Annotated in this window: 23 protein-coding genes, 1 tRNA gene and 1 pseudogene; 13 read left to right on the forward strand and 12 right to left on the reverse strand. The window is 72.7% G+C overall.

Annotation, left to right across the window (positions count from 1 at the left end):
- Positions 1-28 precede the first annotated feature (28 nt).
- Both A6035_RS07930 and A6035_RS07935 read left to right on the forward strand, forming a co-directional pair.
- A complete protein-coding gene (locus tag A6035_RS07930; RefSeq protein ID WP_108847339.1) occupies positions 29-1,060 on the forward strand; it encodes a YncE family protein in 1,032 nt (343 codons plus the stop codon).
- A 35-nt stretch (positions 1,061-1,095) separates the two neighbouring features.
- Positions 1,096-2,163: a quinone-dependent dihydroorotate dehydrogenase gene (locus A6035_RS07935; protein WP_108847340.1), complete on the forward strand. Its 1,068-nt coding sequence runs from the start codon at positions 1,096-1,098 to the stop codon at positions 2,161-2,163.
- 27 nt (positions 2,164-2,190) lie between these two features.
- Here A6035_RS07935 and A6035_RS07940 read toward each other — a convergent pair whose 3' ends face one another.
- Positions 2,191-2,733 carry a YbhB/YbcL family Raf kinase inhibitor-like protein gene (locus A6035_RS07940; protein WP_108847341.1) on the reverse strand — a complete coding sequence of 181 codons (543 nt, stop codon included), beginning with the start codon at positions 2,731-2,733 and terminating at the stop codon, positions 2,191-2,193.
- 187 nt (positions 2,734-2,920) lie between these two features.
- On the opposite strand from A6035_RS07940, the gene A6035_RS07945 reads away from it, so the two are divergent.
- The 6 genes from A6035_RS07945 to A6035_RS07970 all read left to right on the forward strand — a co-directional run bounded on the left by A6035_RS07945 (position 2,921) and on the right by A6035_RS07970 (position 7,143).
- Positions 2,921-3,006, forward strand: a tRNA-Leu gene (locus tag A6035_RS07945).
- 80 nt (positions 3,007-3,086) lie between these two features.
- Positions 3,087-3,398: a TfoX/Sxy family protein gene (locus A6035_RS07950; RefSeq protein WP_108847342.1), complete on the forward strand. Its 312-nt coding sequence runs from the start codon at positions 3,087-3,089 to the stop codon at positions 3,396-3,398.
- Between the two features lie 50 nt (positions 3,399-3,448).
- Positions 3,449-4,123, forward strand: a complete 675-nt coding sequence (locus tag A6035_RS07955; RefSeq protein ID WP_108847343.1) for a hypothetical protein — start codon at positions 3,449-3,451, stop codon at positions 4,121-4,123.
- A gap of 34 nt (positions 4,124-4,157) precedes the next feature.
- A complete protein-coding gene (locus A6035_RS07960) occupies positions 4,158-5,636 on the forward strand; it encodes an SDR family NAD(P)-dependent oxidoreductase (RefSeq protein WP_208635571.1) in 1,479 nt (492 codons plus the stop codon).
- On the forward strand, positions 5,630-6,139 hold the full coding sequence (locus A6035_RS07965; protein WP_162533991.1) for a mycothiol transferase: 510 nt from the start codon (positions 5,630-5,632) through the stop codon (positions 6,137-6,139). Before A6035_RS07960 ends, A6035_RS07965 begins: the two co-directional genes overlap by 7 nt.
- A complete protein-coding gene (locus tag A6035_RS07970) occupies positions 6,136-7,143 on the forward strand; it encodes a nucleoside hydrolase (protein WP_108847345.1) in 1,008 nt (335 codons plus the stop codon). The genes A6035_RS07965 and A6035_RS07970 overlap by 4 nt, the downstream gene beginning before the upstream one ends.
- 80 nt (positions 7,144-7,223) lie before the next feature.
- Here the strand turns inward: A6035_RS07970 and A6035_RS07975 are convergent, their stop codons facing one another.
- The gene (locus A6035_RS07975; RefSeq protein WP_108847346.1) at positions 7,224-8,270 is read right to left on the reverse strand and encodes an NAD(P)/FAD-dependent oxidoreductase; all 1,047 of its coding nucleotides are present in this window, start codon (positions 8,268-8,270) and stop codon (positions 7,224-7,226) included.
- Between the two features lie 168 nt (positions 8,271-8,438).
- Here A6035_RS07975 and A6035_RS07980 point away from each other — a divergent pair, with 168 nt between their 5' ends.
- The 3 genes from A6035_RS07980 (at position 8,439) to A6035_RS07990 (ending at position 11,614) form a co-directional block, all read left to right on the forward strand.
- Entirely contained in the window at positions 8,439-9,800 is a 1,362-nt protein-coding gene (locus A6035_RS07980) for an acyltransferase family protein (protein ID WP_108847347.1), read from the forward strand.
- 154 nt (positions 9,801-9,954) lie between these two features.
- Positions 9,955-10,320 carry a YciI family protein gene (locus tag A6035_RS07985; protein WP_108847348.1) on the forward strand — a complete coding sequence of 122 codons (366 nt, stop codon included), beginning with the start codon at positions 9,955-9,957 and terminating at the stop codon, positions 10,318-10,320.
- A 40-nt stretch (positions 10,321-10,360) separates the two neighbouring features.
- Positions 10,361-11,614 carry an RNA polymerase sigma factor gene (locus tag A6035_RS07990; RefSeq protein WP_108847349.1) on the forward strand — a complete coding sequence of 418 codons (1,254 nt, stop codon included), beginning with the start codon at positions 10,361-10,363 and terminating at the stop codon, positions 11,612-11,614.
- A 43-nt stretch (positions 11,615-11,657) separates the two neighbouring features.
- Here A6035_RS07990 and meaB read toward each other — a convergent pair whose 3' ends face one another.
- The 3 genes and pseudogenes from meaB to A6035_RS08005 all read right to left on the reverse strand — a co-directional run bounded on the left by meaB (position 11,658) and on the right by A6035_RS08005 (position 16,880).
- Entirely contained in the window at positions 11,658-12,665 is a 1,008-nt protein-coding gene (gene meaB, locus A6035_RS07995; RefSeq protein WP_108847350.1) for a methylmalonyl Co-A mutase-associated GTPase MeaB, read from the reverse strand.
- Between the two features lie 102 nt (positions 12,666-12,767).
- Positions 12,768-15,041 carry a methylmalonyl-CoA mutase gene (gene scpA, locus A6035_RS08000; protein ID WP_108847351.1) on the reverse strand — a complete coding sequence of 758 codons (2,274 nt, stop codon included), beginning with the start codon at positions 15,039-15,041 and terminating at the stop codon, positions 12,768-12,770.
- A gap of 1 nt (position 15,042) precedes the next feature.
- Positions 15,043-16,880, reverse strand: a pseudogene (locus A6035_RS08005) (methylmalonyl-CoA mutase family protein).
- A gap of 163 nt (positions 16,881-17,043) precedes the next feature.
- Here A6035_RS08005 and A6035_RS08010 point away from each other — a divergent pair.
- Positions 17,044-17,679, forward strand: coding sequence for a TVP38/TMEM64 family protein (locus A6035_RS08010; RefSeq protein WP_235026620.1), 636 nt, complete (start codon positions 17,044-17,046; stop codon positions 17,677-17,679).
- On the opposite strand, the gene A6035_RS08015 is transcribed toward A6035_RS08010, so the two are convergent.
- Positions 17,663-18,475 carry a DUF3097 domain-containing protein gene (locus tag A6035_RS08015; RefSeq protein ID WP_108849146.1) on the reverse strand — a complete coding sequence of 271 codons (813 nt, stop codon included), beginning with the start codon at positions 18,473-18,475 and terminating at the stop codon, positions 17,663-17,665. The two genes, A6035_RS08010 and A6035_RS08015, sit on opposite strands and share 17 nt — an antisense overlap.
- Before the next feature lie 76 nt (positions 18,476-18,551).
- On the opposite strand from A6035_RS08015, the gene A6035_RS08020 reads away from it, so the two are divergent.
- On the forward strand, positions 18,552-19,364 hold the full coding sequence (locus A6035_RS08020; RefSeq protein ID WP_108847353.1) for a hypothetical protein: 813 nt from the start codon (positions 18,552-18,554) through the stop codon (positions 19,362-19,364).
- 62 nt (positions 19,365-19,426) lie between these two features.
- Here A6035_RS08020 and A6035_RS08025 read toward each other — a convergent pair whose 3' ends face one another.
- From A6035_RS08025 to A6035_RS08050, 6 genes are all read right to left on the reverse strand, one after another.
- Entirely contained in the window at positions 19,427-20,491 is a 1,065-nt protein-coding gene (locus tag A6035_RS08025; RefSeq protein ID WP_108847354.1) for a ferrochelatase, read from the reverse strand.
- A 5-nt stretch (positions 20,492-20,496) separates the two neighbouring features.
- Positions 20,497-21,354 (reverse strand): NADH-dependent enoyl-ACP reductase InhA, encoded by an 858-nt coding sequence (inhA, locus tag A6035_RS08030; RefSeq protein ID WP_108847355.1) that lies wholly within the window; start codon positions 21,352-21,354, stop codon positions 20,497-20,499.
- Position 21,355: 1 nt separating this feature from the next.
- Positions 21,356-22,087, reverse strand: coding sequence for a 3-oxoacyl-ACP reductase FabG1 (fabG1, locus tag A6035_RS08035; protein WP_108847356.1), 732 nt, complete (start codon positions 22,085-22,087; stop codon positions 21,356-21,358).
- 65 nt (positions 22,088-22,152) lie between these two features.
- The gene (locus A6035_RS08040) at positions 22,153-23,133 is read right to left on the reverse strand and encodes a VWA domain-containing protein (protein ID WP_108847357.1); all 981 of its coding nucleotides are present in this window, start codon (positions 23,131-23,133) and stop codon (positions 22,153-22,155) included.
- Positions 23,130-24,113, reverse strand: a complete 984-nt coding sequence (locus tag A6035_RS08045; RefSeq protein WP_108847358.1) for a DUF58 domain-containing protein — start codon at positions 24,111-24,113, stop codon at positions 23,130-23,132. The genes A6035_RS08040 and A6035_RS08045 overlap by 4 nt, the downstream gene beginning before the upstream one ends.
- Positions 24,110-25,174 carry an AAA family ATPase gene (locus tag A6035_RS08050; RefSeq protein ID WP_200836414.1) on the reverse strand — a complete coding sequence of 355 codons (1,065 nt, stop codon included), beginning with the start codon at positions 25,172-25,174 and terminating at the stop codon, positions 24,110-24,112. The genes A6035_RS08045 and A6035_RS08050 overlap by 4 nt, the downstream gene beginning before the upstream one ends.
- Positions 25,175-25,187: the final 13 nt, after the last annotated feature.

The raw sequence follows: 25,187 nt of genomic DNA on the forward strand, positions 1-25,187 counted from the left end.
ACAATGGCGGGCAGTCGAAAGGAACATCGTGCACCGACGTGTCCTCCGCCGTTCCGGCGTGCCCGCCGCCCTCATCGCTCTCGCGATCGGCCTGACCGCCTGCTCCTCGTCCACGAGCGAGCTCGAGGAGCAGGACCGTGTCGCGCAGGGCAACGCGGCCCCCGCCGAATCCCCACAGGTCTCCGACCCGATCGGGGGCGAGATCATCCCGGTGCCCGGGTCGGTCCGCGCCGTGGTCGCCACGGGGGACCGGGTGGCCGCGCAGGTCGAGAACCCACCGTCGCTCGAGCTGGGCCGGGTCGACGGCACCAGCTGGAGCGCGGAGGACTCCGTGCCCCTGCCGGCCGGGGCCGGGACCGCCTCGACCGCGCACGACGGGACCGTGCTGGTCCCCCACGGCGACGGGGTCGTGCTGGTCTCCCCCGACGGCGGGGCCCGTGAACTCTCGGGTCTCGGGCCCGTCTCGGCCGCCGCCCTCACCCTCGACGGCCGCCTGCTGACCGGAACCCCCGGCGGCGAGATCGTCGTGCGCGACGCCGACGGTGCGGAACACCATCGCATCGACGGGCTGACGTCGGTCGACGAGATCAGCGTCTCCGGTGACGGGTCCGTCACCGCCCTGAGTCGACCGGACACCGTGATCGCCAGCGTCGACCTCGAGGCGGACCACGCCGGGCCGCTCCTGCGCGCGGGCAGGGGCGCGGGGCTCCTCGACGAGCTGGGCGAGGGCTCCGTGATCGCCAGTGACACCGTCGGCGGGACGCTGCTCGTCTACTCAACCTCGCCCGTGCGGCTGCACCAGCAATTCCCCGTCGCGTCGGCCCCGTGGGCGGTGGCCGAGGACCCGACCCGGCAGGTCGTGTGGGTCGCCTCGACGGGAACGAACACCATCCAGGCGTACGATCTCGGCGACGGCGTGGGGATGCTGCGGGCGGACATCCCGACGGTCCGCCAGCCGGATTCCCTGGCGGTCACGAAGTCCGGCACCGTGGTGGTCGGGTCCGCCGACGGCGCAGGGCTGCACCTCCTCCGTCCGACCCTCACCGAGCCGGCGAGCTGATCGCACCGACGACCCACGTCCCATCGAGGAGGACCGTGTACGCACTGCTCAAGAAGGTGCTGTTCCGCTTTCCCGCGGAGCGGATCCACCACCTGGTATTCGGCCTGCTCAAGCTGCTGACCCTGGTGCCGCCACTGGGCGGCGTCGTGCGGCGGGTCCTGGGCGTGCGCGACCCCGTGCTCGCCCAGGAGGTTCTCGGTCGCACCTTCCCCGGCCCGCTCGGGCTCGCGGCCGGGTTCGACAAGAACGCCGCCGCCGTCGACTCGTGGGGCGCCATCGGGTTCGGTTTCAGTGAGGTCGGCACCGTGACCGCGTCGCCCCAGCCGGGCAATCCGGCCCCGCGTCTGTTCCGGCTCGTCGAGGACCGGGCGATCCTCAACCGGATGGGCTTCAACAACCACGGCGCCGGCAATGCGGCCAACAACCTCCGCCGGCGCCGCAGCAGCGATCCGGTGGGGATCAACATCGGCAAGACCAAGGTGGTGCCCGCCGAAGACGCGGTCCGCGACTACGTGGCCTCGGCGACGATGCTCACCGGCCTGGCCGACTACCTCGTCGTCAACGTCAGCTCCCCCAACACCCCCGGCCTGCGTGATCTGCAGGCCGTCGAGTCACTGCGGCCGATCCTCGCCGCGGTCCGGGACGTGGCGACGATCCCCGTGCTCGTCAAGATCGCGCCCGACCTGGACGACGCCGACATCGACGCGGTCACCGATCTGGTGCTCGAACTGGACCTGGCGGGCATCGTCGCCACCAACACCACCATCTCGCGGGACGGTCTGCGTACTCCCGCCGCGCACGTCGAGGCCCTGGGGTCGGGTGGCATCTCCGGTGCCCCGGTGGCGGCGCGCTCCCGCGAGGTCCTCGCGCGGATCCACGCGCGCGCGGGGGGACGTCTGGTGATCATCTCCGTCGGCGGCATCGAGACCCCCGAGGACGTGTGGGACCGCATCACCCACGGGGCGGACCTCGTGCAGACCTACACCGGGTTCATCTTCACCGGCCCCTCGCTCGTGCGCGGCACCAACCGCCTGGTGGCCAGACGCCTCCGCCAGGGCGGGTTCCGCTCGCTGGCGGAGGCGGTCGGCTCGGCGGTGCGCTGAGCGCCGCAGCGCTTGAGCGCCGTAGCGCTACTGCTCGTAGATGCCCGTCACTGTGCCGCGGGCCAGTCCCTGACCGAACAGGTTGAAACCGACGAACGCACACGAGGCGTCGTCGCCCAGCTCGATCTCGTCGCCCACCGCGTGGACGGCGAGAATGTAGCGGTGCGGGCCGTGACCCGCCGGCGGCGCCGCGCCCACGAAGCCCTTGAAGCCCGCGTCGTTGCGAACCACGACGGCGCCCCCCGGCAGCCCCGAGGTGTCGTCACCCGTGCACGCTCCCTCGGGCAGCGACGTGACGTCCGCGGGGATGTTGGCCACCGACCAGTGCCAGAAACCCGACGCCGTGGGCGCATCCGGATCGAACACCGTCACCACGTACGTCTTGGTGCCCTCCGGGCCGGCGCTCCAGCTCACCTGGGGCGACTTGTCCTGACCGCCCTCGACGCCCATCTTCCCGCCGAGCTGCGCGGCCGACAGCGTGGCGCCCTCGCCGAACGACTCGCTGGTCACCTCCAGGGCGGGCAGATCCGGAAGGGCGGCATACGGGTCGGGCACGCGGAACTGGGTCATCGTTCTCCTCCTGCGATCGGACGGTGTGGAGTAATCCTCCAGCCGGTCACGTCCCTGTCTACCAGCGATGACCGCCCCGCGCGTGCCGTGGCGGGACCGCGATTTGGTCCCGGGTCCGGGCATCGGCTAATGTCATTCCTCGCACGGCCAAGGCGGACGAGATCCGGCGAAGGCAGCCAGTGTGCGAGCGCGAGTGGCGGAATGGCAGACGCGCTAGCTTGAGGTGCTAGTGTCCTATTAACGGACGTGGGGGTTCAAGTCCCCCCTCGCGCACACTGTGTCGAGACAGTAGAAGGGCCCCGGATCCGCGAGGAACCGGGGCCCACTCTCGTCTCACGGGAAGGTTCCGACAGATGACCCGGACGCCGGTACCCGCCGCCCAGCAGGAACTCATCGACCGACTCCGCGAGCACCTCGCGGACGCTCCCGTCTCGCGGGAGGTGTCCATGTTCGGCGGCCGCTGCTTCATGGTCTCCGGAAAGATCGCGGTGAGCGCCGGCAGGGACGGTGGCCTCCTCGTGCCGGTGGACCCGAACCGTCACGCGGAACTCCTCTCCCGGCCCGGTGCCGCACAGGCCGAGATGGGCGCCGGCCGCGACATGGGCCCCGGCTGGATCACGGTCGCGGCCGACGCGATCGTGGACGACGAGGCGCTGTCCACGTAGCTCACCGCGGCGCTGCGGTACAACCGCGCCGTCGCCGGAGGCGGTGAAGGGTGAGCGGGATCGCCGACGCGCTGGGCCGTGCGCTGGGCGCGGTCGCCCGTGCGGCCGACCGCCGGCTCGACGCCCTCGGCCTGGCTCCACCGCCGCTCGACCTGCCGCCCGAGGTCCGCGACGACCTCCGCGCGTTCTTCGCCGGAACGGTCGACCCCACGGCCGTGACGATCCGGCGGGGCCACGTCCCCGGCGTACCGCACACGCGTGCGTTCGCCCTGCCCGGGCTCATCTTTCTCGGCGCCGACCCCGGCGTCGTCGGCATCGGGGGCCTCGCCGGCTCCGTCCGCCCACGGGCGACCCCGACCCTGGTCCACGAGCTCGTCCACATCTGGCAGGGGCGTTTCCTCGGCCCGCGGTACGTCGTGCGGGCCCTGGGTGAGCAGATCCGGCTCGGGCGCCGGGCATACGACTGGCGGGCCGCCCTCGACCGGCGTGCCGCGCTCGGCATCACGCCGGCCGGCGCGCCCGGTGGAGACGCCCCCACGGCGCGGCGGGCCGCCCTGCCCGTGGAGGCCCACGCCCAGCTCGTGTCCGACGCCTACGCCGCCCGCTACGGCCCGCCCCGGCAGCCGGCCCCCTCCGGGCGGGACGAGCACCTGCGGGCGGTGGAGGACGTGCTGACCGGTCTGCGCGCCGGTGACGCGTGCACCCTGCGGGGGCGGACGGTTTAGGGGCTGACCACCTCGTCGTCGTACCGTATCTGTCGTGACCGGCACCAACCCAGACGGTATCCCCGCAGACGGTATCGACCCCGACGACCTCGAGACGTGCCTGCGCGTGCTCGACCGGGCCGCCGCGCTCGGCGAGGACCACCCCGACTCGATCCGGGTGCAGCGGTCGGTGGGCCACATGTTCAAGCTCCTCAAGAAGGCGCGGCGCGCCGAGGTGCGCCGCGCGCGCCAGGAGGCCGACAAGGCCGTCATCGAGGCCACCGCCACCGGCTCCCCCACGCGCATCGACGACGAGACCGCCGGGATCCGGCTCGTCTCCAACACGCCGGGCGCCGTCGCCGGCCACCTGCAGCGCGCGGTGGCCTGCTACGTGTGCAAGCAGCTCTACACCCAGGTCGACGCCTTCTACCACCAGCTGTGCCCGGCCTGCGCGGCGGTCAACCGCGCCAAGCGCGACCCGGACATGGACCTCACCGGCCGGCGGGCCCTGCTCACCGGCGGCCGCGCCAAGATCGGCATGTACATCGCGCTCATGCTGCTGCGCGCGGGCGCCGACGTCACCATCACCACCCGCTTCCCGCGCGACGCCGTGCGCCGCTTCGCGTCGATGGACGACTACACCGACTGGGCGGACCGCGTCCACGTGATCGGCGTGGACCTCCGTGACCCCGCGCAGGTGGTGGCGCTGGCCGACGAGGTCGCCGCCGGCGGGCCGCTCGACATCCTCATCAACAACGCCGCCCAGACGGTGCGCCGCTCCCCCGGCTCGTACTCGGGCCTCGTGGAGGGCGAGTCCGCGCCGATCACCGGTCGCGCCGCGAACATCCCGATGGTCACCATGGGCCGCACCTCCGAGCTGCACCCCGCCGCGCTCATGGGCGGCGAGTCCGCGCTCATCGGGTCCGAGGAGGCGGAGAGGGAGGCCGACCACATCGCGACCCTCGCGCTGCAGGGTGGCTCGGCGTCGCTGGAGCGCATGGCCGCCGGCACCGCGATCGACGCCGGCGGGCTGCTGCCGGACGTGGTGGACCACAACAGCTGGGTGGCCACGGTCGAGCAGGTGGAGCCCATGGAGATGCTCGAGGTGCAGCTCGCGAACTCGGTCGCGCCGTTCATCCTGGTCTCGCGCCTGCGCCCGGCGCTCGCGGCATCGAAGGCGCGCCGCAAGTACGTCGTCAACGTCTCGGCCATGGAGGGCCAGTTCTCGCGCCGCTACAAGGGCGCCGGCCACCCGCACACCAACATGGCCAAGGCGGGGCTCAACATGCTCACCCGCACGTCGGCCGAGGAGATGTTCACCGAGCACGGCATCCTCATGACCGCCGTGGACACCGGGTGGATCACCGACGAGCGCCCGCACGTGACCAAGGTCCGCCTCCACGAGGAGGGCTTCCACGCCCCGCTGGACCTGGTCGACGGCGCCGCCCGCGTGGTGGACCCGATCGTGCGCGGCGAGGCGGGTGAGGACCTCTACGGCTGCTTCCTCAAGGATTTCGAGCCGAGCCCGTGGTGACCGCCGACGCCGTCCACCGTATCCTGGCCGACCAGGTGCTGCCGACGCTGCGCGCCGCCGTGGCCGATCTCGGCGGCGACGGGCCCGGCACCCTTGTGCACACCCGCCCCACGGCCGACGGCTCCGCGTGGCCCACGAACTCCGCAGCCGCGACCGTGCACCACCTGTGCGGCGTGGTGGCCTCGTGGGGCGCGGCGTGCCTCGGCGGCGAGGACATCACGCGCGACCGCGACGCCGAGTTCGACTACTCCGGCCCCGTCGGCCCCGAGCTCGACCGCCTCGCCGCGCTCGTCGACCGGCTGCCCGCCTGGGCCGCCGCGGCCGACGCGCGCGGGGACCTCGCCCATCCCACCGGCACGGCGTTCGACGTCGACGCCGCGCGCAGGGCCGGTACCCTCACCGTCGAGTGGGTGCTCGGCCACATCCTCCACGACCTCGCGACCCACACCGGTCACCTCGAGCTCTCCCGCGACGTGCTGCTGGACCGGGGCCGCCGGCCGTGACCCGGACCCCGGTGCTGCTCGACTGCGACCCGGGCATCGACGACGCGCTGGCGATCGCCTACCTGGTGGCCGAGCACCGCGCCGGCCGGATCGACCTCGCGGGGCTCGTGTGCACGGCGGGCAACGTCGGGCTCGAGGACACCGTCGCCAACGCGCTGGCGTGGCTGGACCTCGCGGGCGCCCCGGTACTACCGGTGGCGGCCGGGGCGCCCGGCCCGATCGCCGTCCCCCACGTGCTGACCCCCGAGACGCACGGCTCCCGCGGGGCGGGGCACGCGGAACTGGCGACGACGACGAGGGCGGTCGACGCCCGCGACGGTGCCCGGCTCTGGGTGGAGCTGGCGCGCGCACATCCCGGTGAGTTGGTGGGGATCGTGACCGGTCCCTCGTCCAGCCTGGCCCGGGCGGTGGCGCTCGACCCCGCGCTCCCCGGCCTGTTGGCGCGCCTGGTCGTGATGGGTGGGACGTTCCGCGGGCACCCGGGCAACACCACGCCGGTCAGCGAGTGGAACGTCGACGTGGACCCGGAGGCCGCCGATCGGATCTGCCGGGTGTGGGAGGACGCGCGGGCCGCCGATCCCGCTGTCACCGCCCCGCTGTGGTGCGGCCTGAACCTCACCGAGCGGGCGGTGTGGACGCCCGAGCGCTCGCGGGCGCTGCTCGCCGCCGCCGACACACCGCTGATCCGCGCCCTGGTGGACGCGCTGCGCTTCTACTTCGAGTTCCACGAGTCCGTCGGCGAGGGCTACCTGGCGCAGGTGCACGATCCGCTCGTCGCCTGGATCGCGCTGCACCCGGGGTCCGAGGTGTCCGAGCCCGCGCACGTGCGGGTCGAGTGCACCGGCGAGCACACGCGCGGGATGACGGTCGCGGACGTGCGTGGTCAGCGCGGGCGGGTCGACAACGCACGCGTCGCCACAGACCTGCTCCTGCCGGGCGGGGCGGGCGCCGTGCTCGACGAGGTCTGCGCGGCCATCGCCTCGCTGGCCGGCCCTCGGGCCTGAGCCGGCTGGGCCGTCCCGCCGGCGGCGTGAACCGGCTGAGCCGGCCCGCCGGCCTGAGCCGGCTGGCCGTCCCGCCGGCGTCAGTTATCGGGCCGCGTGAAGTTCCGCGTCGGGGGCGCCGGGTCCGGGACGCACTCCGCGGTGTGATGCCCGCGCAACGAGGTCGCGCACGCGACGCCGGCCGCCGCGCCGGTCCCCACGGCGATCGGCACGAGTTGCAGCCCGGTGACGATGTCGCCGGCCGCGTACACGCCGGCCACGCTGGTGAGCTGGAGCGAGTTGACGGTGACCCCGCCCTCGTCATCGGTCTCGCACCCCAGCGACGTCGCCAGTTCGTTGGTCGGGTGGTGTGCGTAGGAGAAGAACACCTTCGACCCCTCGATCACCCTCCCGTCCTCGAGCTGCACGCCCTCCAGCGCGCCGGGGGCGCCGACCAGCTCGCGGGCGACTCCGTCGATCACCTCGATGCTGTGCTCGGCGCAGGCTGCGCGCTGGTCGTCGTCGAAGGCCGGGTCGGCGTCGCTCTCGGTGACGATGACGACCTCGGACGCCCAGTCGAGTAGCTCGGAGGCGTACGCCGGCACGTGCGCGCCGACGCCCAACACGATGATCCGTCGGCCCGCGGCGGTGAGGCCGTCGCAGGCCGGGCAGTGGTGGACGTCGACCCCGAAGTGCTCGTCGATCCCGACGAGCTCGGGCAGCCGGTCGCGTACGCCGGTGGCGAGGATGATCCGTTTGGCGATGACGGTGATCGGGTCGTCCGCGCCACCGTTCGAGGCTTCCGTCGGGGTGATGCGGGCGACGAACCTCTCGTCGGACTCCTTCTCCAGGTCGACGACGATGCCGTCGAGCCGGCGGACGGTCGGATAGCGCTCGAGACCCTCGTGGATGTCGGCATATAACTCGGCGGGCGTCGTGGGCCCGGTGCCGAGCATGCCGTGGATCTCCGTCGCGGCGAGGTTGCGCTGGTGGCCCGCGTCGACGAGCAGGGTCGAGCGCTGGTACCGGCCGACCCACGTCGCGGCGGACAGCCCGGCCGGGCCCCCGCCGATGACGAGGACGTCCACCGACTGGGGAACCGGCTCTCCCGAGGACTCGGGCAGGGGGCCGACGTGGGCGTCGCTCATGTCTCTCCTCTCGCGGACCAGGTGCTCTCACCCTACGGAATAGGCCGGAGGCCACCGTGTACGCGGGTGACGGAACTAGAACCGGTGCTAGGCTCCACCGGATGTCCGACGCCTCCGTGGGGGCCCGGACACGCGCTGTCGTCCCCTGTCACCGCCCTGGGAGAGTCCATGAGGTCTGTCGCCGCCGCCCTGATCGTCGTCGCGGGTGGAGCGGTCGCCGCCCGTGCTGCGGTGCGGGCGGCCGCGCGTCGTCGGGCGGGCAGGCCCGTGTTCACGATGGCGGGTCCGGGCGCCGCGACCCCTGGTTCCGTCCACCCGGCCGACACCGCGACACCGGCCGCGGGTCCCGGCGCTGCGCGTGCGGGACACTCCCCGCGAACGCCGGGCCCGGGCGGCGCGGTACGCCCTCCGGCCGGTGCCAAGGGCTTCGTCCCGGCCCTCGAGGGGATCCGCGGTCTCGCCGCGGTCGGCGTGCTCACCACGCACGTCGCGTTCGTCACGCGTTCGTCCACCGGCTCACCGATCAAGCGCCTCTTCGGCCGTCTCGACCTGGCCGTGGCGGTGTTCTTCGCCAAGTCCGGGTTCCTGTTGTGGCGTGCGCACGCCGATCACGCCCGCCGAGACAGGCCGGGGACGGCGAGGCCCACACGCGAGTACCTGCGCTCGCGGCTCGTGCGGATCATGCCGGCCTACGCCGTGCTGGTCGCCGCCGCGATGTTGCTGCTCACGCAGAACCACGTCAACGGGCCCGCCTCGTGGATCGCCAACCTGACCCTCACGCAGATCTACACGTCGAACTTCCTCGTCGCCGGGCTCACCCACGCCTGGTCGCTGGCGGTGGAGATGGCGTACTACCTCGCGTTCCCGCTGCTGTGGACCGCGCTGAGGGGCCTGCGTGGCGACGCCGCGAAGTGGCGGATCCCGGCCATCGCCGCGTTCGGCGCGTCCGGTCTGGTGTTCCCCATGATCCCCTGGCACGCGCTCGGCCTTCTGCCGACCGATGTCAACGTGCAGATCCTCCCGCCGTCGTTCGCCGCCTGGTTCGCCGCGGGGATGCTGCTGGCCGAGGTGGTGACTGCCCCGCCCGGCACGCTCGTCCGGGCGTGTCGCGACCGACTCGCGCGCTGGGGCTGGTGGATCGCCGGCGGGGCGGCGCTGGTCGTCACCACCGTGCCGGCGTGGTTCTCCGAGGGATTCGTCCATCCGGGACCGCTCGAGTTCGCCGCCCGCACCGGGCTGGCGGGCACGATGGCGTTCCTCATCCTGGCCCCGGTCGTCCTGGCGCCGGAGGGCACACGGTTCCCCGTGCTGGAATCGGCTCCGCTGCAGAAGGTCGGAACCTGGTCGTACGGAATCTTCCTGTGGCACCAGCTCGTGCTGCACGCCGCGTTCCCCCTCACCCGCACGCCGCTGTGGGCGCCGCGCATGGCGGTCATCTGGCCGGTCACCGTCGCGGGTTCACTGGCAGCCGGCGCCGCGAGTCACCGGTTCCTGGAGGAGCCCGCGCGCAGGGCACTCGAACGACGCTGACCACCGGCGCCGCAGCCCCACGGAGTCGCGTGTCCCGGCGCGCCCGCGAAAAGAAACTTCTGCGGAGGTGTCGATCCCGGTCGCTCCCGTTCGTCATCATGGTGTCGGCGCACTTCGGCGACCGGCGTCCACCACGAACGGCCAGGTGATACCAATGAAATACGTACTGCTGCTCTTCGGAAACCTCGACGACGCGCGCTGCGGGGAGCCCGCCACCGACGACGCCGAGCAGGGCCCCGGCCCGGAGGCGTTCATCGCGTTCGACGCGGAGCTCGACAAGGCCGGTGTGCTCGCCGGCGGGTTCGCCCTCGAGGACCCGGAGACGGGTGTGAGCGTCGCGTGCCCGCCCGGAGGCGGGGAGCCGGTGGTCACCTCGGGCCCGCTCCCCGAGAGCCGAGAATTCGTCGGCGGGACCATCGTCATCGACGTCGCGGACATCGACGAGGCGCTGGCCTGGGCGGCCAGATGTCCGGGAGTCCACGGTGGGCGGGTCGAGATCCGCGCGATCGCGGAATTCTGATGCCGGTCCGCCGGGCGGCGAGCGGAACCGGGGCCCCGCCGTGACCGTCGAGCGCCCGGCGGCCTCCGACGCGCTGGTTCGGATCAGACATGAGGAGCGCGCGCGGCTGCTCGCGGCACTGATGTCTCGGTTCGGCGACCCGGACCTCGCGGAGGACGCCGCCCAGGACGCCTTCGTCGCCGCGGCGGAGTCCTGGCCGCGGACCGGCGTACCGGACCGCCCGCTCGCCTGGCTCATGACCACGGCCACGCGCAAGGCGATCGACCGGCTACGTCGGGAGCGCGCCCTCACCGAGAGGCTCGCACGCCTCAAGGTGGAGCAGGACCGGCGGCGCCCGCCCGCCGCGTCGCTCTCCCCCGCTGATCCCGACGAGATCCCGGATGACCGACTCGAGCTCTTCTTCGCCTGCTGCCACCCCACCCTGAAAGTCGAGGAGCAGGTGGTGTTGTGCCTGCGGTACCTGGCCGGGTTGACCACGGTGGAGATCGCCCAGGCGTTCCTGGTGCCGGTCGCCACGATGCAGCAGCGACTGGTGCGCGCTAAGAAGCGGATGCGGGTCACCCGCATCCCGGTGCGCGTCCCCGAGGCGTCTGAACTCCCCCGCCGCCTTCCCGGCGTGCTGGCCGTCGTCTACCTGATCTACACGGAGGGGTACGCGGCGACCGAGGGCACGGACCACATCAGGTCGGAGCTGACGGCGGAGGCCATCCGATTGGCCCGGATCGTCCACCGGCTCCTGCCGGGGGTCGGAGAGGTGACGGGTCTACTGGCCCTGATGCTGCTGACCCAGGCGCGGGCGCCCGCCCGCACCGATTCCGGCGGGATGCCCGTCCCGCTGGGAGAGCAGGATCGTGCGACCTGGGACCCGCTCCTCCTCGCCGAGGGGCTGACGCTGGCCCGCGAGGCCGCATCCGGCGGGCCGGGGCCGTACGCCGTCCAGGCGGCCATCGCGGCCGTGCATGCCGAGGCCACGACCTTCGACACCACCGACTGGGCCCAGATCGCCGTGTTGTACGACGTCCTGGCCGGCATCGCGCCAGGTCCGACTGTTAGTCTGGGCAGGGCGGTGGCCCGCGGACGCCGCGACGGGCCGGCGGTCGGGATCGCCGAACTCGACGCCCTGTCCTCCGACCCCGCGCTCCGGCGGCATCACCCGTTCCACGAGGCCCGCGCGGTCACGCTCGAGATGCTCGGCAGGTCCGAGGAGGCTCGCGAGGCGTGGTCACGAGCCCACGAGCTCGCCCTCAACGACGCCGAGCGCGGGTATCTAGAGAAGCGGTGGTGGGACGTCTGACCGCGCCGTTCGACGCCGCGTGGCGCGGGCTCGCCGCGATCGGTCAGGAGTCGAAGGCGTCGATGATCGCCTGTGCGGCGAGCGCCGCCGTGAGCGTGCCGTCGCGGACCTGCTGCTCGACCTCGGGCGCCACCCTCTTGACGTCGGGGTCGGCGGCCAGGCGTGCCATGAGGGTCTCGTGCACCATCGACCAGGTCCAGTCGACCTGCTGGCGAGCGCGGCGCGCCTCGACCTCGCCGATCTCGGCCATCGTCTCCTGGTGCTTCCGGACCGTGTCCCAGAAGCCGTCGAGGCCCTCGCCCTCGAGGCCGGACATCGTCAGGACGGGGACCTTCCACACCGCATCAGCGGGCCTGACCAGGCGCAGCGCGGCGCCCAGCTCGCGTGCGGCCCGCTGGGCGTCCTTGACGTGCGGCCCGTCGGCCTTGTTGACGGCCACCACGTCCGCGAGTTCGAGGACACCCTTCTTGATGCCCTGCAGCTGGTCACCCGTCCGCGCGAGCGTGAGGAAGGTGAAGCAGTCGACCATGCCGGACACGGTCACCTCGGACTGGCCCACGCCGACCGTCTCGACGAGGATGACGTCGAAACCGGCGGCCTCGAGCAGGACCATCGTCTCCCGCGTCGCCTTCGCGACGCCGCCGAGCGTGCCGGAGGTCGGAGAGGGCCGGATGTAGGCCCGCGGCTCGGTGGAGAGGGTGGCCATGCGGGTCTTGTCGCCGAGGATCGAGCCCCCGGTGCGGGTGGAGGACGGGTCGACGGCGAGGACCGCCACCTTGTGACCCTGCTCCACCAGGTACAGGCCGAAGGACTCGATGAACGTCGACTTGCCGACCCCGGGAACGCCCGTGATGCCGATCCTCAGGGCGCCGCCGGCGTGCGGCAGGGCCCCCAGGAGCAGCTGCTGGGCCTTCTCACGGTGAGCCGGATTGGTGGACTCCAGCAGCGTGATCGCCCGGGCGAGGACGGGCCGGCGATCCTTCAGAACCCCCTCGAGCAGCGCGTCGACGTCGATCTCCCGACGCGGGCGCGGACCGGCCGCAGAGGGCACCGGACCGCGTACCGATCCGGTGCCCGCCGTCGTCGACAGACTGCCCGAGAGATTGCCCGACCCCGCGGGGTCGGGTCCTGAGCCGAGCCCCGCCACGTCCGATCAGGCCTCCGCGGCGTCGGCGGCCGCCGACGGGAGGTCGTAGCCGAGCTCACCGGCGAGGGTCTCGAGCAACCCGATGGCGGCCTCGGCGATGACCGTGCCGGGCGGGTAGATCGCGGCGGCGCCGGCGTCGTAGAGCTCCTGGAAGTCACCGGGCGGGATGACGCCGCCGACGGTGACCATGATGTCCTCGCGGCCGACCTCGGCCAGAGCCGAGCGCAGCGCCGGCACGAGCGTGAGGTGCCCGGCCGCGAGCGAGGACACGCCCACCACGTGGACGTCGGCGTCGGCGGCCTGCTGGGCCACCTCCTCCGGCGTCTGGAACAGCGGGCCCATGTCCACGTCGAAGCCGAGGTCGGCGAACGCGGTGCCGACGACCTTCTGGCCGCGGTCGTGGCCGTCCTGGCCCATCTTGGCCAGCAGGATGCGCGGGCGGCGCCCGTCCTGCTCGGCGAACGCGTCGGCCATCCGCATGGCCCGGGTGACGTTGTCCACGGCGCCCTCCTTGGTGACCTCCTGCCGGTACACACCGGACAGGGTCTTGATCTCGGCCTTGTGACGACCGTAGACCTTCTCCAGCGCGTCGGAGATCTCGCCGATGCTGGCGTGGGCCCGGGCGGCGTCGATCGCCAGCGCGAGGAGGTTGTTCTCCGGGTCGCTGCTGGGGCCACCGGAGGCGGCCTCCGTCAGCCGCGCGAGGGCGGCCTGGCAGGCGTCCTCGTCACGCTCGGCCCGCAGCTTCTCCAGCTTGGCGAGCTGCTCGGTGCGCACGCGCGAGTTGTCGACCTTGAGGACCTCGATCTCCTGGTCCTCGGTGACGACGTACTTGTTCACGCCGATGACCGGCTGGCGCCCGGAGTCGATGCGCGCCTGCGTGCGGGCCGCGGCCTCCTCGATGCGCAGCTTGGGGATGCCCTCGCCGATGGCCTGAGCCATGCCGCCGGCCTCCTCGATCTCCAGCAGGTGGAGACGGGCCTTGTCGGCGAGCTGCGCCGTGAGCCACTCGATGTAGTACGAGCCGGCCCACGGGTCGATCGGGCGGGTCGTGCCCGACTCCTGCTGCAGCAGCAGCTGGGTGTTGCGGGCGATGCGCGCGGAGAAGTCGGTCGGCAGGGCGAGCGCCTCGTCGAGGGCGTTGGTGTGCAGCGACTGCGTGTGGCCCTGCGTGGAGGCCATGGCCTCGATGCACGTGCGGGCGACGTTGTTGAACACGTCCTGGGCCGTCAGGGACCAGCCCGACGTCTGCGAGTGCGTACGCAGGGACTTGGACTTGGGGTTCTTCGGCCCGAACTTCTCGACCAGCTCGCTCCACAGCAGACGACCGGCGCGCAGCTTGGCGATCTCCATGGAGAAGTTCATGCCGATAGCCCAGAAGAACGACAACCGGGGGGCGAACTTGTCGATGTCGAGGCCCGCGTCCAGCCCGGCGCGCAGGTACTCGACGCCGTCGGCCAGCGTGTACGCCAGCTCGAGATCGGCCGTCGCACCGGCCTCCTGGATGTGGTACCCGGAGATCGAGATGGAGTTGAATCGCGGCATCTTCTGCGAGGTGTAGGCGAAGATGTCCGAGATGATCCGCATGGACGGCTTGGGCGGATAGATGTAGGTGTTGCGGACCATGAACTCCTTGAGGATGTCGTTCTGGATGGTCCCCGCGAGCTGCTCCGGCGTCACCCCCTGCTCCTCGGCCGCGACCACGTAGAACGCCAGGATCGGCAGGACCGCGCCGTTCATGGTCATCGACACCGACACCGACGAGAGGTCGATGCCGTCGAACAGCTCCCGCATGTCGAGGATCGAGTCGATCGCCACGCCGGCCATGCCCACGTCACCGGCCACGCGCGGATGGTCGGAGTCGTAACCGCGGTGGGTGGCGAGGTCGAACGCCACGGACAGGCCCTTCTGCCCGGCGGCGAGGTTGCGCCGGTAGAAGGCGTTGGACTCGGCGGCGGTGGAGAAGCCCGCGTACTGGCGGATGGTCCACGGCTGGTTCACGTACATCGACGGGTACGGCCCGCGGAGGAACGGAGCCGCACCGGGCACGGTGTCCAACGGGAAGGGCGTGACCTCCTCGCCGTCGTCGGTCGGGGCGGTGCCGGCCTCGACGGCGTCACGGTCGGCCTTGGTGTAGACGCGCTTGACGTCGATACCCTCGGGCGTCTCCCAGTGCGCGTCGGCGGCGATGCCGTCCTCGACCGCCACGGCGGCCGCCTCGACGTCCGGGCCGTCGGTGTCGCGGAGGGAGGCGGTGCTGAAATCGGGGAAGGTCGTCATGTCACTTCACTCCCAGCTGGTCGAGGAGGGTGGTCAGGGCTGCGACGGCGTCGATGCCGAGCGCCAGGTAGCCGTCCGGGCGGTCGGTGGCGTCCACCGGGAAGCCCTTCTCCGCGCCGGCGAGGTAGACGGTCGACACGCCCGCGTCGCGGAGTGCGCGCACGGCGCCTCCCCCTCGGTGGCGTAGCGCTTGTCGGCGCCGCACAACACGGCGATGTCCTCACCCTCGCGGGCGTCGGCGTACTGGCCGGCCTCGGTGACACCCGGGTTGCGGGCCTCGATACCACCGGCGGCGAGCAGGTTGGCCACGAACGTCACGCGCGGCGTCGTCTCGGCCTGCGGGCCCAGACCCGCCAGCAGGACGGTCGGCCGGGACCCGGTCGCCTCCAGGTGCGCGTCGGAGCGGTCACGCAGGTCCTCGAACGCGCGGCCGTACCGGTAGGCGTCGCCTCCTCGCCGGGAGGCGTCGAGCGGCTGCTCCGCGAGGTTCGGGAACTCGGACACGCCCGTGACGGGCGCCGTGCGGTGCGCGATGTCGTTGTCGCGGGCCTCGCGGACCCGCGCGATCGCCTCGCGGACGGTCCCCGACTCGATCGCCGCGACCAGGCCGCCCTCGGCCTCGATGGTCTGCAGGGCGGACCACGCGGCGTCCGCGAGGGAGTCGGTGAGCGACTCGACGTACCAGGAGCCGCCCGCCGGGTCGACGACGTGGCCCAGGTGGGACTCCTCGAGGAGCAGAAGCTGGGTGTTGCGGGCCATGCGCCCGGCGAACGAGCGGGAGGTGCTCTCGAGCCCGCCGGGAACGGAGGCGTCGAAGGGCAGGACCGTCACGGAGGTAGCCCCGCCCACGCCGGCGCCGAACGCGGCGAGGGTCGTGCGCAGCATGTTCACCCACGGGTCGCGGCGCGACATCATGGCGGCGGAGGTCACGGCGTGCTGCGGTGCGCCGCCGGCCTCCGGGGCGTCCAGCAGCTCGGCGACCCGGGCCCACATGAGGCGGCCGGCGCGGAACTTGGCGATCGAGGCGAACTGGTCGTCGGTCGCGGCCAGCCGGAAGGAGACCTGGCGCAGCGCGGCCGCGGTGGGCACACCCGCCGAGACGAGCGCGCGCACGTACTCGAGCCCCGCGGCCACCGCGTAGGCCAGCTCCTGGGCGTCCCCGGCACCGTCGTCGTGGAAGACCGTGCCGTCGGCAACGAAGGTCCGGATGGTCTCCTCACGCTCGGACATCCGGGCGGCGAGCGTGACCGCGGCCTCGAGCCCGATCGAGTCGGTACCGGCGTAGCCGGCGGTGACCGGGGCGGCGCCCAGGTCGGCGATGACCGCGGCTCGGTCGGCGACCCCGTCACCGGCCGAACGGCGCTGGTCGAGCAGGCCCAGGAACGCGCCGGCGACCTCCTCGAGGTCGGCTTCCGAGTCGAAGGTGACCGGGGCCAGGTCCAGGTAGACGTCCTTGAGGACCCCTGCGAGGTCCGCGGCGGGCACGGACAGCCAGAGTGCCGAGACGCCCTGGTTCAGCAGGTCCAGGACCTCGGTGTTGACCTCGGAGGCCTCGCTCGTCGCCTCGACGCGGGCGCTGACGTGCCAGCCGCTCTCGGGCAGGCCCGACCGGTCCCCGCCGCGGACGAACGGGAACTGCCCCGGTGCGGGGCGCTCGGCGATCTCGTCGACCCGGGTGTAGAGCGGGTTGATCTCGATGCCGTCCCGGGTGGTGGCCACGAGGGCGCGCCACGCGTCCTCCGGCATGTCGGCGGGATCCTTGCGGGCGGCCTTCGCGAGGACGGCTCCCACAGAGGCGTACCAGGAGTGAAGGTCAGGACCTGTGGTCGGACTGGTCACCGGTACCTCGTTCTCGTGTGGAGTGAAGGGGGTCACCGTCGGACTCTAGTCGAGCCCCGTTCGCAGAGGGAATACGGCCATACCCGCAGGCCCGCACGCAGGTGAAGAGGTACGTCTACACGCCGGACGGGCCGGCCGGTGCGCGGGGACTACAGTCATCCGCGTGCGGGGACGGGTGATCGGGTGGGTGGGGGCCGTAGCACTCGTCGTACTGGTCGCGACCTTCGTGCCGACGCCGGGCCTGGAGCAGCTGCGTGACTGGTCCGGGCAGCTCGGGCCGTGGTTCCCCGTGGCGTTCTTCGCCGCCTATGCCGTCGTCACCGTCGCGCCGATCCCCCGCTCGACGTTCACCTACTCGGCGGCCGTGCTGTTCGCGCCCGCCGTGGCGATCCCGTGGTCCCTGGTCGCCACCGGCGTCGCGGCGACACTGGCGTTCGTCGCGGTACGGCGGCTCGGTCACGAACGGACGGCCACGCTTCGGGCGCACCCCCGCGTGGCCGCCGTGGACGCCCGACTCCGTCGACGCGGATGGCTGTCCGTGGGGAGCCTGCGACTGGTGCCCGCCGCGCCGTTCTCCGTGGTGAACTATGCCGCCGCCCTCACCTCGATCCCCTACCCGCAGTTCATCGCGGCCACGGTGATCGGCAGCGCCCCGGGGACCGTCGCCGCGATCCTGCTGGGCGACTCGCTCACGTCCGGCGACGGTGCGGCCGCGCTGTGGGCGACGGTCGGGTTCGCCGCCGTCGGACTCGTGGGGATGGTCCTCGACGCCCGGTTGCCGGTCAGGTCGGCTCGGTGACGAAATCCACCAGCCGCTCCACCGCGCCGAGCAGCGCCGGCTCGATGTCACGGTAGGAGCTCACCGACGCCAGCACCCGACGGAACCCGTCGGCGGGCTCGCCCCAGCCCAGTCGCCGGCAGATCCCCGTCTTCCAGTCCTCGCCGCGTGGCACCACGGGCCACTCGCGGATACCCACCGCGGACGGCTTCACCGCCTGCCAGATGTCGACGTACGGGTGGCCGGTGACCAGGACGTTCTGCCCCAGACCGGCGACGATCCTCGACTCCTTGCTGCCCTCGACCAGGTGATCCACGAGCACACCGAGGCGCGCCGAAGGCGTGGGTCCGAACTCGGCGACCAGCGCGGCCAGATCGTCGATGCCGTGGAGCGGCTCCACGACCACGCCCTCGACGCGCAGGTCGTGGCCCCAGATCTTTTCGACCAGAGCGGCGTCGTGGATGCCCTCCACCCAGATGCGGCCCGCCCGGGCCGTGCGGGCGCGCAGGCCCTCGACCTTCCGCGACCCCGAGGCCGTGACCGCGGGCCCCCGCCGGGCGGCCGGAGCCGGCTTGCGCAGAGTCACCGGCGAGCCGTCGATGAGAAACGCCGAGGGCGTCATCGCGAAGAGGCGGACCCGACCGTGCCGGTCCTCGAGTTTGACGAACTCGCCGTCGTAACTCCGGTCGAAACCCACCACCGCACCGCAGAACCCGGACTCGGCGTCCTCCACCACCAGGTCCCGCTCGGCGTCGACGACGGGGACCTCCGGGCGGCGCCGCCGCGCCGTCCCGGACAGGATGTCGGAGCCGTACATGTCTGCCATGGCCAGACACCGTAGCCGCAGTCGCGCCGGGGGTATCGGCGGCGCACCGTCGGTAAGATCGATCGTCATGTCCCGACCCCTCACCCGTGACTCCGTGCTGTCCCCGGCGTGGCCGCTGCCCCTCCACCTGCTCCGGACCGCGTGGGCGGATCAACCCTTTGACGACCTGACCGGGTACGTGTCCGGCCTCGCCGGGTCCCATCTGCTCGACATCGTCGGCGAGTCGGTGCGGATGCTGGACGGGCTCTCCCCCGCCGGCGGACCCACGGGTCTGCTGCCGGACCTGGTCACCACACTGCGGCGCGCCGGCTGTGAGCACCCGGCGCCCGAGGTCCTGTCCCTGCTCACGACCGCGCCCGGCGACTCGTCGAGCCTGCCTCCGATCCCCTCGGTCCGGGCGGATGTGGCCGACGCCGGCTGGGGCGTGCTCGTCCGCGACCCCGCCTCACGCGAGGCGGTGTGCCTGACCTGTGCGCAACCCCATCCGGACGTGCTGCGCTGGCGGGCGCGCGGGGTGCTCGACTGTCCGGTGGTACCCCAGCCGGCGGGCCCGTCCGAGGCGCTGGCCGAGCTCGGCAGCGCTGTCATGGACGCCGCCGAACTCATCGAACGGACCGCGGTGCGGACCGGCCCGAGCGCGCGCGTGGACATCCATAGCCACGTCACCCGGCTGCCCGCCGGGCTCCCCTCGCGGGTGGTGGAGCTGGTCGACCGGATCGACCGGGTCGAGGCCATCATCGCCGTCGCCCTGTCCCAGCCGGACGTCGGCGCTGACCCGGCCGCGCGCGAGCCGGTGCTGCGACGTCTGATCGCGGTCAAGGACGCGGCGCGACGGTCCGCAGTGGCCGCGGCCGGTGACGCCGCCCTCCGGGCGCGCTAGTCGGTCAGCCCCGCGGGGGCCGGCACCCGGGCGCGCCCCCGCAGGGCGGGGTGCGGCGGCCGTCAGCCCCCGCAGCAGCCGAGGGCGCAGCGGGCGCCGTCGCGGTTCCGTCCGAGGGCGGGAACGGAACCGGGGCGGTCCTGAGCGGAGCCCGTCTCGACCTCGTCGAGGAGCTCGAGCACCATCCGGGCGAACTCACGGCTCGGCCCCGGCGTGGCGCACCGCGTGACCGTGACCCCCAGCTCGCGGACTTCGTCGATGAGCTCGGTGTCCAGGTCCCAGACGACCTCGACGTGATCGGAGATGAATCCGATCGGGACGATCACCACGTCGGTGACGCCCTGCGAGGTGGCCAGCTCGCTCACGTGGTCCACGACGTCCGGCTCGAGCCACGGCACGCTCGGCGGGCCGGAGCGGGACTGCCAGACCAGGTCGTAGTCGGCGACGCCCGCCGCCTCGGCGACGAGGCGCGACGCCTCGGCGACCTGACGGCTGTAGAGGTGGCCCCCGAGGGACGGCGGCCCGGCCGCCTCGTCCGCGGACGTGGGCACGGAGTGGGCGGTGAAGATCACCCGGGCCCCCGGGGCGGCGGAGGCGATCGCCTCCCGCAGGTCGGAGGCGAACCGCTCGATGAACAGCGGGTGATCGTAGAACTGACGGAGCCGCACCATCGTGGGCGCGCCCTCGACCTGCTCGCGGGCGCGGGCGATGTCCTCCTGGTACTGCGCGCAGCCGGAGTACCCGCCCCACGCGGAGGTGGCGAAGACGGCGGACTTGCGGACCCCGTCCGCGACCATCTGTCGGACGGTGTCCTCGGCCATCGGCGTCCAGTTGCGGTTGCCGAAGTACACGGGCAGGTCGCGGCCGCGGTCCGCCAGTTCGGCCTCGACGTTGGCGATGATCTCGCGGTTGAGGTCGTTGATGGGGCTGCGACCGCCAAGGTGCCGGTAGTGCGTGGCCACCTCCTCGAGGCGCTCGCGCGGGATCCCACGGCCGCGAGTGACGTTCTCGAGGAACGGGATGACGTCGTCCTGGCCCTCGGGGCCGCCGAACGAGAGCACCAGCAGGGCGTCCACCTGCCCCGAGGTGGCGTCCGGGGTGGAGGGGGCGTCGGTCGATGCGGTCATTCAGATCACTCCTGTCCGCTGAAGGAAACGGTCCCGGCGCCGCCGTCGGCGTAGATGACGGTGCCGGTCGTGGCGGCCATGAGGTCGGAGAGCAGGGCGACGGCCGTCGTCGCCACCGAGGTGGGGTCGTCCACGTCCCAGCCGAGCGGCGCCCGCCGGTCCCACTCGTCCTGCATCCTGTCCAGCTCGCCGCCGGGGCCGAGGGCCTCGCCGGCGATCGCCTTGGCCGCGAGGGTCTTGACGGGGCCGGCGGCGATGAGGTTGGACCGCACGCCGTCGGGGCCGAGTTCGCGGGCGACGTACCTGTTGACGGCCTCGAGCGCGTTCTTGGCGACCGACATCCAGTTGTAGAAGGGCATGGAGAACCGCGGGTCGAAGTCGAGGCCGATGATCGACGCGCCCCGGTTGAGCAGTGGCCGGGTAGCCTTGGCCAGGACGGAGTACGAGTAGGCCGAGACCTCGAGCGCGACGGCCACGTCCTTCCAGGGTGCGTCGAGGAACGGGTCCCCGAGGCAGCTGGGCGGCGCGAACCCGATCGAGTGGACGACGCCGTCGAGCGAATCGGCGTGTTCGCGGACCCGGTCGGCCAGCGCCGCGAGGTCGTCCTCGCTCTGCACGTCCAGTTCGATCACCGGCGGGCGCTCGGGCAGGCGCTTGGCGATCGCCTTGACGAGGGAGGGCCGACCGTACGCGGTGAGGATGACCTTCGCGCCGTGCAGCTGGCAGTGCTTGGCGATGTGGAAGGCGATCGAGGCGTCGGTGATGACGCCCGTGACGAGAATCGTCCGGCCGGCCAGCAGCCCGCCGCCGGTCGTGGTCGTCTCGCCGGAGGCGACCGTGGCGTCCGTCTCGGTCTGGCTCATGTCAGTGCCCCATTCCCATTCCGCCGTCGACCGGGATCACGGCCCCGGAGATGTAGCCGGCGTCGTCGCCGGCGAGAAAGCTCACGATCCCGGCCACGTCGTCGGCCGAGCCCTTGCGTCCGAGCGGGATGGCCGCGACGGCCATCTCCTGCGTCTTGTCGTCCAGCCCCGCGGTCATGTCGGTGTCGATGAAGCCCGGCGCGACGACGTTGGCCGTGATGTTCCGCGAGCCCAGCTCGCGGGTGAGCGAACGGGCCATACCGATGAGCCCGGCCTTGGACGAGGCGTAGTTGACCTGGCCGGCGGTGCCGGACTGGCCCACGACGGAGCCGATGAAGATCAGTCGACCGAACCGGGCGCGCAGCATCCCGCGCGAGGCGCGCTTGGCCACGCGGAACGCCCCCGCGAGGTTGGCGTCGAGCACGCGGGTGAACTGCTCGTCCTTCATGCGCATGAGCAGGGTGTCCTCGGTGGTGCCCGCGTTGGCCACGACCACCTCGACGGGCCCGTACTCGGCCTCGACCGCGGTGAACGCGGCGTCGACCGAGTCGGGGTCGGTGACGTCGCACTGCACCCCGAACAGTCCGTCGGGGGCGCCGGAGCCCCGGTGGGTGACGGCCACCCTGTGGCCGTCGGCGTGGAGCCTGGTGGCGACGGCGCGCCCGATCCCGCGGTTGCCCCCGGTCACGAGGACTGTCCGCGGGGTGGTGCCGTGCGTGCTCTCGGAAACCATGCCCCCACCCTAGCGAGCCGGGCCGGCGGGTCCGGCGCTGGTGCGTTCCGCCGGCCCGCCGGACCTCACGGGATCCGGCGGTGTGCGGTCAGCGATCCCGCCGCCGCCGTCATGGCGAGTAGTGAGCCGATGATGAGCCAGGGCCGCGAGGCGTCGGCCTTCTTCCACTCGTAGCCGATCTGCTCCTCGAGGGTGCGGTACACCGAGTCCAGTTCCTCGAGGGTCGACGCCGTGAAGAAGTCGCCGCCGGACAGGTCGGCGATGTTGCGCAGGGAGGCGTCGTCGACGGGGACCGGCTGGGGTCGGCCCTGGATGTCGACGGTGCCGTACAGGGTGCCGAACGAGATCGTGGAGACGGGGATCCCGGCCTCGGCCGCGCGCTCGGCGGCGGTGAACGCGCCGCGCTCCTCGGTGGGGTCGGCGGGGACGGTCTCCTTGCCATCGGAGAGGAGGACGATCCGGGCGGGCGGGGCCTGGTCGGGGCCGCCGAGGCTCTCGGTGAAGGTGGTGATCGCCTGGGTTGCGGTGTAGATGGCCTCGCCGGTGGCGGTGCGCTCGTCGAGGCTGAGCCGGTCGACGGCGCGGACGACCGGACCCCGGTCGGTGGTGGGGGCCACGAGCATCGAGGCGGTGCCGGCGTAGGAGACGAGGCCCAGGTTGACGCCCGGGGTGAGGTTGTTGGCGAAGGTCGTGGCGGCCTGCTGCGCGGCCTCGAGGCGCGAGGGTGAGACGTCGGTGGACTCCATGGACAGGGAGACGTCGACGACGAGCATGACCGTGGCCCGGTTCCGTGGGACCTTCTGTTCCCTCTGTGGGCCGGCCAGTGCCACGACGAGCGCCAGCAGGGAGAGCACGAGGAGCACCGCCGGGACGTGCGTGAACCAGCGGCGACCGCGGCGGTCGACGGTACGCAGGGTGCCGAAGTTGCCGAAGCGGACGGTGCGTCGTTTCTTGGAGCGCAGCGCTATGACGTAGCCGATGGCGAGGGCGACCGGGACGATCAGCAGGATCAGCCACAGCGGGTGCTGGAACTCGGACAGGCTCATCGACTCGTCACCTCCCCCGCCGGGCGGTGGTCGTCGGGCAGGTCCCTGGTCACGCTGTCGCCGGTCGGCAGCCCTCCCCGGCGCCGGATGCCCACGAAGTCGATGACGTCGCGGATCCAGTCGCGGTCGGTGCGCAGCGCGAGGACCGGCGCACCGCACCGTCGCAGGGCGGAATGGACGCGCTCGCGGTGTTCGCCGGCCGCGCGGCGGTAGTCGGCCGCGAGGGCGTCGTCGACGTCCAGTTCCAGGACCTCGCCAGTGGCGGGATCCTGGAGGAGGGCCGCACCGACGGCCGGCAGGGCGATGTCGAGTGGGTCGGCCACGTGGACCGCGAGGAACTCGTGGCGGGTACCGAGCACGCGCAGGGAACGCTCCCAGTCCACCTCGGACAGGAAGTCGGACATCAACACCACGAGACCGTGGCGACGGGACGCGTTGCGGACCGCGTGGAGGCAGTCGTCGAGCGCGCCCCCGGGAGAGATCCGGGTCGCGGAGCGCGAGACCTCCTCGAGGAGCCGCCGGACGTGGTCGCGCCCTCCGGCGGCCGGGAGGACCCGCGGCCTCCCGTCCCCGGTGAGGACCATCCCCACGCGGCTGCCGCCGCCGGCGGAGAGGAACCCGACGGTCGCGACCGCCGCCTCGACCAGGCGCCTCTTCACGCCGTGGCGGCCCTGCACGTCGAGACTCGGCGTGAGGTCGACGACGAGCCAGGTCTCGAGCTCGCGGTCCGCGATGGTCTGCCTGATGTGGGGAACGGTGGTCCTGGCGGTGACCGACCAGTCCATCGTGCGGACGTCGTCGCCCGGTTCGTAGGCGCGAGCCTCCCCCGGTTCGGTGCCCGGCCCCGGCAGCAGCCCCCGGTGGTCGCCGTTGAGGACGCCGTCGAGGCGGCGGGTGACGAGCAGCTCGAGCTGGGTCAGGGCCGCGCGGGAGGACGCGTCGACCGGGTCGTCGCGCCTGCCCTCGTCCGCGGTGGTCACCGTGACGGCGGCGGGCCGGCCTGGGCGGGGACCGCGCTGATCTGCGGGAGGGGAACCGCCTCGAGCACGCGGCGGACGACGGTGTCGGCGGAGACCTCGTCGGCCAGCGCGTCGTAGGTGAGCACGAGTCGGTGGCGCAGGACGGCCGGCAGGACGTCCACGACGTCCTGGGGGACGACATAGTCGCGGCCCCGCACCAGGGCGAGGGCGCGGGCGGCGGTGACGGCACCGAGCGTGGCGCGCGGTGAGGCGCCATAGGACAGCCACCGGGCGACGTCCTCGAGTCCGTGCCTGGCGGGCTCGCGGGTGGCGACGGTGACGCGGACGACGTAGTCGACCAGCGCGTGGTGGACGAACACCTCGCGGACCGCGTTCTGCAGCCGCACGAGCGCGTCCACGCCGAGGACCTGCGTGGGCGTCGGCGGGGTGGAACCCATCCGGTAGACGACCTCGCGCTCCTCCTCGGGGCTCGGGTAGTCCACCACGAGCTTGAACAGGAAGCGGTCTCGCTGGGCCTCCGGCAGCTGGTAGACGCCCTCGCTCTCGATGGGGTTCTGCGTGGCCATCACGAGGAACGGGCTCGGCATGGGGAAGGTCTGCCCGCCGATGGAGACATGTCCCTCCGCCATCACCTCGAGCAGAGCCGACTGGACCTTCGCCGGGGCGCGGTTGATCTCGTCCGCCAGGACGAAGTTCGCCAGGATCGGGCCGAGCTCGACCTCGAACTCCTCGCGGCCCTGGCGGTAGATGCGGGTGCCCACGATGTCCGCCGGGACGAGGTCCGGGGTGAACTGCAGACGGCGGAAGCTCCCGCCCACCACGGCGGCGAAGGTCTCGACCGTCAGCGTCTTGGCGACGCCCGGTACGCCCTCGAGCAGGATGTGGCCGCGAGAGAGCAGGCCGACCAGAATCATCTCGATCAGGCGGTCCTGGCCCACCACGACCTTCTTGACCTCGTAGACCGCGCGCTCGAGGAGCCGGGCGTCCTCGGCGGCGGTCGAGGCGCTCACGGCGGGGGGCGCGGCGGCCGGGGTCGGATGGTCGGGGTGGGGATCGCTCACCGCGGAGGGCTCC

The organism is Dietzia lutea, assembly GCF_003096075.1.
GTDB classification, from domain to species: domain Bacteria; phylum Actinomycetota; class Actinomycetes; order Mycobacteriales; family Mycobacteriaceae; genus Dietzia; species Dietzia lutea.

What these genes read in the sequence shown, in the direction of transcription:
- A6035_RS07940 (WP_108847341.1), bottom strand. Translation starts at nt 2,733, where the DNA reads ATGACCCAGTTCCGCGTGCCCGACCCGTATGCCGCCCTTCCGGATCTG.
- A6035_RS07950 (WP_108847342.1), top strand. Translation starts at nt 3,087, where the DNA reads ATGACCCGGACGCCGGTACCCGCCGCCCAGCAGGAACTCATCGACCGA.
- A6035_RS07975 (WP_108847346.1), bottom strand. Translation starts at nt 8,270, where the DNA reads ATGAGCGACGCCCACGTCGGCCCCCTGCCCGAGTCCTCGGGAGAGCCG.
- A6035_RS07980 (WP_108847347.1), top strand. Translation starts at nt 8,439, where the DNA reads ATGAGGTCTGTCGCCGCCGCCCTGATCGTCGTCGCGGGTGGAGCGGTC.
- A6035_RS07985 (WP_108847348.1), top strand. Translation starts at nt 9,955, where the DNA reads ATGAAATACGTACTGCTGCTCTTCGGAAACCTCGACGACGCGCGCTGC.
- scpA (WP_108847351.1), bottom strand. Translation starts at nt 15,041, where the DNA reads ATGACGACCTTCCCCGATTTCAGCACCGCCTCCCTCCGCGACACCGAC.
- A6035_RS08015 (WP_108849146.1), bottom strand. Translation starts at nt 18,475, where the DNA reads ATGTACGGCTCCGACATCCTGTCCGGGACGGCGCGGCGGCGCCGCCCG.
- A6035_RS08020 (WP_108847353.1), top strand. Translation starts at nt 18,552, where the DNA reads ATGTCCCGACCCCTCACCCGTGACTCCGTGCTGTCCCCGGCGTGGCCG.
- A6035_RS08025 (WP_108847354.1), bottom strand. Translation starts at nt 20,491, where the DNA reads ATGACCGCATCGACCGACGCCCCCTCCACCCCGGACGCCACCTCGGGG.
- inhA (WP_108847355.1), bottom strand. Translation starts at nt 21,354, where the DNA reads ATGAGCCAGACCGAGACGGACGCCACGGTCGCCTCCGGCGAGACGACC.
- fabG1 (WP_108847356.1), bottom strand. Translation starts at nt 22,087, where the DNA reads ATGGTTTCCGAGAGCACGCACGGCACCACCCCGCGGACAGTCCTCGTG.
- A6035_RS08040 (WP_108847357.1), bottom strand. Translation starts at nt 23,133, where the DNA reads ATGAGCCTGTCCGAGTTCCAGCACCCGCTGTGGCTGATCCTGCTGATC.